Source organism: Mesorhizobium sp. M0437 (assembly GCF_040321335.1).
Taxonomy (GTDB): Bacteria; Pseudomonadota; Alphaproteobacteria; order Rhizobiales; family Rhizobiaceae; genus Mesorhizobium.
The window spans coordinates 1-7,386 of record NZ_JAMYRK010000123.1 but is presented as its reverse complement, the minus strand read 5'-3'; the positions used below and the strand labels follow the sequence as shown (position 1 = coordinate 7,386).

Here is a 7,386-nt window from a genome sequence, read left to right as displayed (position 1 = left end):
CAAGCGATCGAAAACGACGCAAAACAACCGTTGCAGGCAGGGCGCCGTCCACATATGGATCCTGGGGTCTGCGCCGCGTCGCTTCGCTCCTTGCTCCGCCCCAGGATGACGAGGAGCGGGGTCGCTCACTCTGCTGCCTCTTCGATCTTCTCCATATCGTCGTCCGACAGGCCGAAATGGTGGCCGATCTCGTGGATCAGCACATGGGTGACGATGTCGCCCAGCGTTTCCTCGTTCTCGGCCCAGTAGTCGAGGATGGCGCGACGATAGAGGGTGATGCGGTTCGGCCCCTCGCCGGTCTGCGGATTCCAGCGCTCGGCGATGCCGCGCCCCTCGAACAGGCCGAGCAGGTCGAAGGGCGTTTCCAGCGAAAGGTCGTCCATGATCTCGTCGGTCGGGAATTCGGCGATCTGAATGACGATCTCGCCGGTCAACTTGCGAAAGTCCTCCGGCAGATGGGCATAGGCCTCCAGCGCCAGGAGCTCGATTTCCTCCATCGTTGGCGAAAGCTGGTCGTGCCAGATGCGTGTTTGGTAGATGCGAGCCATGCTTTGTCCTTTGATCCCGGCATATAGGCTTTCAGGCCGGACTCGGCAAATGACGCGGCAGATTCAAGGGCGCAATCTGTCATCCGCTCTGGTCTAGGGATGGCCTTTGCGAGATGATGGACGCCGCCATACCCGAAGCCGAACCTCCATCGTTCTGTCAGAGTCGAGTGTTCAAATGCCATTCAGCAACCAATTCGTCAGAAGCGCTGCAATTTGTGGAGTGTTTGGCGCACTGCTTCTTTTGGTGCTGGTGGTCTTGACCAGTTATCTCGGCAGGAATTCCGAGTTGGTCAGCCTGCTTCGGATGCTTGTCGGCGCCATCATAGGCGTCATGATCGTCTGGCTGGTTTTAGGGATGGCCCGGAAGCGGCCGGGTCGATAACTCACGGGCAGTTCCTGTTTCGTGAACGGCCCGCTAAAATCGGGCAGGAATAAATTCCCCATGACTCCGCTTGACTCTTCATCCTCCCTCTGGAATCTATAGGGAACATAACAGGAACAATTGTGAGTGGAAGCTGACCGTCATGGCGACAAGCGCCGTGGCGCGGGAGACTGTTTTTGCCCTGCGCCGCCAGATCGCGAAGATCGAAGGGACCTTGCCCGAGCGCCTGGAGGCGCCGGCCAGTTCGTCGTTTGACGCGGATGTCCCTCGTCAGAGTCTGACACCCTCTCGGCATCCGACACCCGCTCGGAATCTGACCATTGTCCGGCGCGGCCTCGCCGTGGCGCCGCCCGATGCGTTTTTGCGCACCGGCGCCGAGCGCCTCGATGCTGCGCTGAGCGGCGGCCTGCCGAAGGCGGCGGTGAGCGAGTTTCATGGCGCCGCGACCCGCGATGCCGGGGCCGTTGCCGGTTTTGCCTTGTCGCTCGTCAGCCTGATCCTCAGCCAGGGGCCGCGATTGCCGGTGCTGTGGATCGGCACATCCGAGGTTTTCCGCGAGGCCGGCTTTCCCTATGCCAGGGGGCTTCACGCCTTCTTCGGCATCGAGCCGGAGCAATTGCTGTTTTCCGAGGCGCCAGGGCTGCTCGATGCGCTGTGGATCGCCGAGGAGGCTGCCCGGATGACGGCGCTGGCCGCCGTCATCCTCGAAATCCGCGGCAGCCCGCAGCGGCTTGACCTCACCGCGACGCGGCGGCTGCACGCCCGCGCGCAGAGTGCGGGCCGGCCGCTGTTCCTGCTGCGCCAGGCCGGCGAGCCCGAACCGACGGCAGCGCCCGTCCGCCTCATCCTGTCGGCGGCACCGGCGGCAACGCGTAAGACGCTTGCCGGGCCGCTCGCCGGCTCGATCGGCCGGCCCGCCTTCACCGTCGCCATCGGCAAGAGCTGCACGGCCTTGTCCGGAAAATTCACACTGGAGTGGAACCCCGATGAACGCATATTCGAAGAAAGACGGGGCGAGCAAGGAAGGTCTCAGGAATGGGCCCCAGAACGGCCAAAGAATCCTATCCCTGTGGTTTCCGCATCTCGCCGCCGAGAGGATCCTGCGGCAGCGTCTGGGGCGGTCCTGGCGTTCCCGGCCGTCGGATCACCTGCCGCTGGTGATCAGTCACCGCGACCGGAACGCCCAGCGCATCGCCGCCCTCGACGAGCGGGCCGAGGCGCTTAATCTGAAGCGCGGCATGGGCATAGCCGACGCACGCGCCATGCATCCCTCGATCGACATCGTGGAGGCCGATCCGGAGGCCGACCGGCGCCTGCTCGAAGGCCTCGCCGACTGGTGCGACCGCTATACCCCGCTGGTGGCGCTTGACGGGACCGACGGCCTCTATCTCGACGTCACCGGCTGCACCCATCTTTTCGGCGGCGAACGCTCGATGCTGGACGATATCCTGTCGCGTTTTTTCCATCAGGGCTTCGATGTCCGCGCCGGGCTTGCCGCCACGCCTGGTGCTGCCTGGGCGGCGGCGCGGTTTGCTGGCGACCGCATCGTGCCCGATGGTGAGGAGGAAGCGCTTCTCGCGCCCTTGCCGCTGGCGGCGCTGCGCATCGACCCGGAGGTACGCGCCAGCCTCGAAAGCGTCGGCCTGCGCACGGCGGGCGCCGTCATGGCGGCACCGCGCGCGCCGCTGGCCCGCCGCTTCGGCGCATCGCTGCTCTTGCGCCTCGACCAGGCGCTTGGCCGCCTCGAGGAGGCCGTGTCGCCGCGCCTGCCGGTGGCACCGCTTTCGGTCGAGCGTCACCTTGCCGAGCCGATCATGCTGACCGAGGACATCGAGCGGCTGACCGGCATGCTGGCGACCACCTTGAAGAGCGACCTCGAGCGTCGCGGCGAAGGCGCAAGGCGGCTGGCGCTGCTGCTTTTCCGCGTCGATGGCGGCGTCAGCCGCATCGCCGTCGGCACCTCGCGGCCTCTGCGCGAGCCGCGGCTGATCCAGAAATTGTTCCACGAAAGGCTTGCCGCGCTCGAACAGGATATCGACGCCGGCTATGGCTTCGATCTCGTGCGCCTTTCGGTGCTGACCGCCGCCGCCTTCGACATGCAGCAGGCCGACCTTGCCGGCGAGACGAGCGACGACGGTGCCGATATCGCGCTTTTTGCCGACCGCATTCGCGCCCGGCTCGGCGAAGGCGCGGTCTTGAAGCCGGTCGCCGTCGAGAGCCATTTGCCGGAGCGCGCCGTCGCCACCCTTCCCTTCACGGAGGCGCCGCAGAGAAGCTCGCCGCCGAAGCAGCCGGACAAGGCGAAGGACGCTCCCACGACCGTCTTCCAGCCGGAACGGCCGATCCGGCTTTTCCGTTCGCCCGAGCCGATCGAGGTGCCGGCCACCGAAATGCCGGAAGGCCCGCCTTTGAACTTCCGCTGGCGGCGCGCGCTCTACCGGGTCGTGCGCGCCGAAGGGCCGGAGCGCATCGCGCCGGAATGGTGGCGAGGGGCGGCGGGACGAGAAGATGCCCCGACCCGGGATTATTTCCGCATCGAGGATGCCGACGGCCGCCGTTACTGGCTCTATCGCCAGGGCCTTTACGGCGCCTCTCAAGTCCCGCCGCGCTGGTTCATGCATGGGATCTTCGCATGAATGCGCTGACGGCCAACCCCTATGCCGAATTCGGCATCCAGTCGAACTTCTCGTTTCTGCGCGGTGCCTCGAAACCGGAGGAGTTGGTGGTCGCGGCAAAATTCCTGGGGTTTTCGGCGATCGGTCTCGCCGACCGCAACACGGTGGCGGGCGTGGTGCGCGCCTGGCAGCAGGCCAAGGTGGAGGGTGTTTCCTATCATCCCGGCTGCCGCCTGGTTTTTTGCGACGGCACGCCGGACATCCTCGCCTACCCGCAGGACCGCAAGGGCTGGGGGCATCTCTGCCGCATGCTGACACAGGCCAATCTGCGTGACGAGAACGAAAAAGGGGCGACGCTCCTCAAACAGAGCGATCTTCTCGAATGGGGCGATCTCCTGTCGCTCGCCATACTGCCGGATGTGTCGGCGGACGCGGAAACCAGCCTCGCACTCCTTAGCCGGCTCAAGGATCGTTTCGGTGAAAACCTGCGGCTTGCGGTTTCGCCGGATTACCGCGGCAACGACCGCTTCCGTATCGAGCAGGCGGCGGCGATGGCGGATCTGGCCGGCATCCCGTTGATGGCGACCAACGATGTTCTCTACCATACGTCGGAACGGCGCCCGCTGCAGGACGTGCTGACGGCGATCCGCCTCAATGTGCCCGTCGCTGAGGTGGGACTGGAGCTGGCGGCCAATGCCGAGCGTCACTTAAAGCCACCGCTGGAGATGGCACGGCTTTTCCGCAGGCATCCGCAAGCGCTGGCGGAAACGCTGCGTTTTGCCGGCGAGCTGACCTTCTCGCTCAGTGACCTGCAATACAACTATCCCGACGAGCCGACGGAATCGGGTCTTGGGCCGCAGGCCGAACTGGAAAGGCTGGCCAAGGAGGGAGCCGCCATCCGCTACCCCTCGGGCGTGCCCGCTTTTGTGACGCAGCGCATCGAGGAGGAGCTCGCTCTGATCGAGCGCCTGAACTACGCGCGCTATTTCCTGACTGTCCACGACATCGTCAAATTCGCCCGCAGCCAGAACATTCTCTGCCAGGGGCGCGGCTCTGCCGCCAACTCGATCGTCTGCTTCTGCATTGGCATCACCGAAGTCGGCCCGGACAAGATCGAAACGCTTTTCGAGCGCTTCATTTCCGAGGAAAGAAACGAGCCGCCCGACATCGACGTCGATTTCGAGCATGAAAAGCGCGAGGAGGTCATCCAGTACATCTATTCCAAATACAGCACCAAGCGCACCGCGCTGGCCGCCGCCGTCGTCAGCTACCGGGGCCGCTCGGCGATGCGCGAAGTGGCCAAGGCGATGGGCCTGTCGGACGACGTCCGGGGCGCGCTGTCCAGTTCGATCTGGGGCTGGTCGACCTCGGAGCTCGGCGAAAAGGAGACAAAGGCCGGCGGCCTCGATCAGACCGATCCATCGACAAGGCATGTGATCGAATGCGCCAACGAGATCATGGGCTTTCCCCGTCATTTGTCGCAGCATGTCGGCGGTTTTGTCATCACCCGGGACCGGCTCGACGAGATCGTGCCCATCGTCAAGACGGCGATGGACGAGCGCAAGATGGTCGAGTGGGACAAGGACGATCTCGACGCGGTGAAAATCCTTAAAGTGGACGTGCTGGCGCTCGGCATGCTGACCTGCCTGCAGCGCGCCTTCACCCTGCTCCAGGATCATTATCCGCAGGCGCGGGACGCGTACGGCCTGCCCTATGTGCTGGCCACTCTGCCTGCCGAGGACAAGCATGTCTACGACATGATCTGCCGTGCCGACACGATCGGCGTCTTCCAGATCGAATCGCGCGCGCAGATGTCGATGCTGCCGCGGCTGCGGCCGAAAAGCTTTTACGACCTCGTCATCGAGGTGGCGATCGTGCGGCCCGGCCCGATCCAAGGCGACATGGTCCACCCTTATCTGCGCCGCCGGCAAGGCAAGGAAAAACCCGAATATCCCAAGCCGGAACTGGAAAAAATACTCGGCAGGACGCTGGGCGTGCCGCTGTTCCAGGAGCAGGCGATGAAGATCGCCATCGTTGCTGGCGGCTTCAGGCCGGGCGAGGCCGATGAACTGCGCCGCGCCATGGCGACATTCAAGCGCACCGGCACGATCGGCAATTACCGCAAGAGAATGGTCGACGGCATGGTCGCCAAGGGCTACGAAAAAGACTTCGCCGAGCGCTGCTTCAAGCAGATCGAGGGTTTTGGCGAATACGGCTTTCCCGAGAGCCACGCCGCCTCCTTCGCCCTGCTGGTCTATGCCTCCTGCTGGTTCAAGACCTTCTATCCCGACGTGTTCTGCGCCGCGATCCTGAATTCCCAGCCGATGGGGTTTTACCAGCCGGCCCAGCTTGTCCGCGACGCGCATGACCACGGCGTCGAGATCCGCGAGGTCGATGTCAATTTTTCCGGCTGGGATTGCGCCTTGGAGAAATCGCCTTTCGATCCGGATCGTATCCTTGACCGCCATGCCCAGATGCGCGGCGTCATCCGGACCAGCCATGCCGTCCGGCTCGGCTTTCGCCAGGTCAAGGGCCTGTCGAAGGAGCGCATGGAAGCGTTTGTGTCTCGGCGCGGCGCCGGCTATGCATCCGTACGCGACGTCTGGCTGCGCTCGGGCCTCAACGTCGACGAGATCGAAAAACTGGCGCAGGCCGACGCTTTCCGGTCGCTTGGATTGAACCGTCGCGACGCTCTATGGGCGGTCCGCGCGCTCGACGGCAAGAGTGCCGCCGAAAAGCTGCCGCTGTTCGACCAGCCGGCGATCCGCTTGCGCGATCTGGAGCCTGCAACCAGGCTCCCGACAATGCCGCTCGGCGAGCACGTCGTCCACGACTACCGCTCGCTTGGCCTGTCGCTGAAGGCGCACCCGGTCGCCTTCCTGCGTCAAAGGCTGGATCGTTCCGGCGTCACGCCCAATGTGCGGCTCGGCCAGGTGCGGGACGGCCGGCGCGTTTCGGTCGCCGGCCTCGTGCTGGTGCGGCAGCGGCCGGGCAATGGCAAGGCGATTTTCCTGACGCTGGAAGACGAGAATGCGGTCGCCAACATCATTTTCTGGGAAAGGACTTTTGACCGCTTCCGCCCCATCGTCATGGGCGCGCGTCTCATCCGCGTCACCGGCAAGCTGCAATCGGAATCGGACGTCATCCATATCGTCGCCGAGAAGGTCGAGGATCTGACGCCGTGGCTGTCGGTGCTGCTTGAGCAGGCAAGGCCGGCGGACAGACTGTCGAGCAGTGCAGACGAGGCTCAGCCCGGCAGCATCGCGCAAACGGAACTATTGGGAAAGGCAGAGAAGGTCATGCCCAAAGGGCGCAATTTTCAATAGAGGCGCGAAAGATCGCGACGGAGCGGCTCTGAACCGCAGCACTCAGGGCGTTCCACCCAGGCGCGGCGGCGGTGGCATGGCATCATCTATGGTGATGACACGCGCTTCCGATGGCAGCATGATCGGAATGCCGTCCCGCACCGGATAGGCAAGCTTTGCCACCCGCGAGATAAGCTCGCCGCGCTCCGGATCCCAGGCAAGCGGCCCCTTGGTCAGCGGGCAGGCCAAGAGTTCCAGCAGCTTGGGGTCGACAGTCCTGTTCCCGTCACGTCCATCCGCCATTTGGTTTGTCCTTCCACAGGGCAATCGGGTTAAGGTTTCGAGCGCGAACTTCCTTCTCCTCTTGTGGGAGAAGGTGGCCGAGCGAAGCTCGGTCGGATGAGGGGTGTTCCAGCTTGGCACCGACGACACTCCGTCCAGCACCCCTCAACCGTCTTGGCGCTGCGCGCCAATCCACCTTCTCCCACAAGGAGGGCTTTGCATGAAGGGTGTGCTTAACCTGATTGGCCTACTGG

General features: G+C 64.3%; 5 protein-coding genes. 3 read left to right on the top strand and 2 right to left on the bottom strand.

The window, feature by feature from the left end; all coding sequences use genetic code 11:
* Positions 1–125: 125 nt before the first annotated feature.
* The gene (locus NKI72_RS33435) at positions 126–548 is read right to left on the bottom strand and encodes a metallopeptidase family protein (RefSeq protein ID WP_023680515.1); all 423 of its coding nucleotides are present in this window, start codon (positions 546–548) and stop codon (positions 126–128) included.
* A 524-nt stretch (positions 549–1,072) separates the two neighbouring features.
* Here NKI72_RS33435 and NKI72_RS33430 point away from each other — a divergent pair.
* Genes NKI72_RS33430 through NKI72_RS33420 form a run of 3 tightly spaced genes read left to right on the top strand, consistent with a single transcriptional unit; the run spans position 1,073 to position 6,871 of the window.
* Entirely contained in the window at positions 1,073–2,155 is a 1,083-nt protein-coding gene (locus NKI72_RS33430) for an ImuA family protein (RefSeq protein WP_352834851.1), read from the top strand.
* Positions 2,088–3,566 (top strand): DUF6504 family protein, encoded by a 1,479-nt coding sequence (locus NKI72_RS33425; protein WP_352834854.1) that lies wholly within the window; start codon positions 2,088–2,090, stop codon positions 3,564–3,566. Before NKI72_RS33430 ends, NKI72_RS33425 begins: the two co-directional genes overlap by 68 nt.
* Positions 3,563–6,871 carry an error-prone DNA polymerase gene (locus NKI72_RS33420; protein WP_352834856.1) on the top strand — a complete coding sequence of 1,103 codons (3,309 nt, stop codon included), beginning with the start codon at positions 3,563–3,565 and terminating at the stop codon, positions 6,869–6,871. The genes NKI72_RS33425 and NKI72_RS33420 overlap by 4 nt, the downstream gene beginning before the upstream one ends.
* 42 nt (positions 6,872–6,913) lie before the next feature.
* Here the strand turns inward: NKI72_RS33420 and NKI72_RS33415 are convergent, their stop codons facing one another.
* Positions 6,914–7,153 (bottom strand): Trm112 family protein, encoded by a 240-nt coding sequence (locus NKI72_RS33415; protein ID WP_023675986.1) that lies wholly within the window; start codon positions 7,151–7,153, stop codon positions 6,914–6,916.
* Positions 7,154–7,386: the final 233 nt, after the last annotated feature.

Coding starts and splice junctions, on each gene's coding strand:
- NKI72_RS33435 (WP_023680515.1), bottom strand. CDS start 548: ATGGCTCGCATCTACCAAACACGCATCTGGCACGACCAGCTTTCGCCA.
- NKI72_RS33430 (WP_352834851.1), top strand. CDS start 1,073: ATGGCGACAAGCGCCGTGGCGCGGGAGACTGTTTTTGCCCTGCGCCGC.
- NKI72_RS33420 (WP_352834856.1), top strand. CDS start 3,563: ATGAATGCGCTGACGGCCAACCCCTATGCCGAATTCGGCATCCAGTCG.
- NKI72_RS33415 (WP_023675986.1), bottom strand. CDS start 7,153: ATGGCGGATGGACGTGACGGGAACAGGACTGTCGACCCCAAGCTGCTG.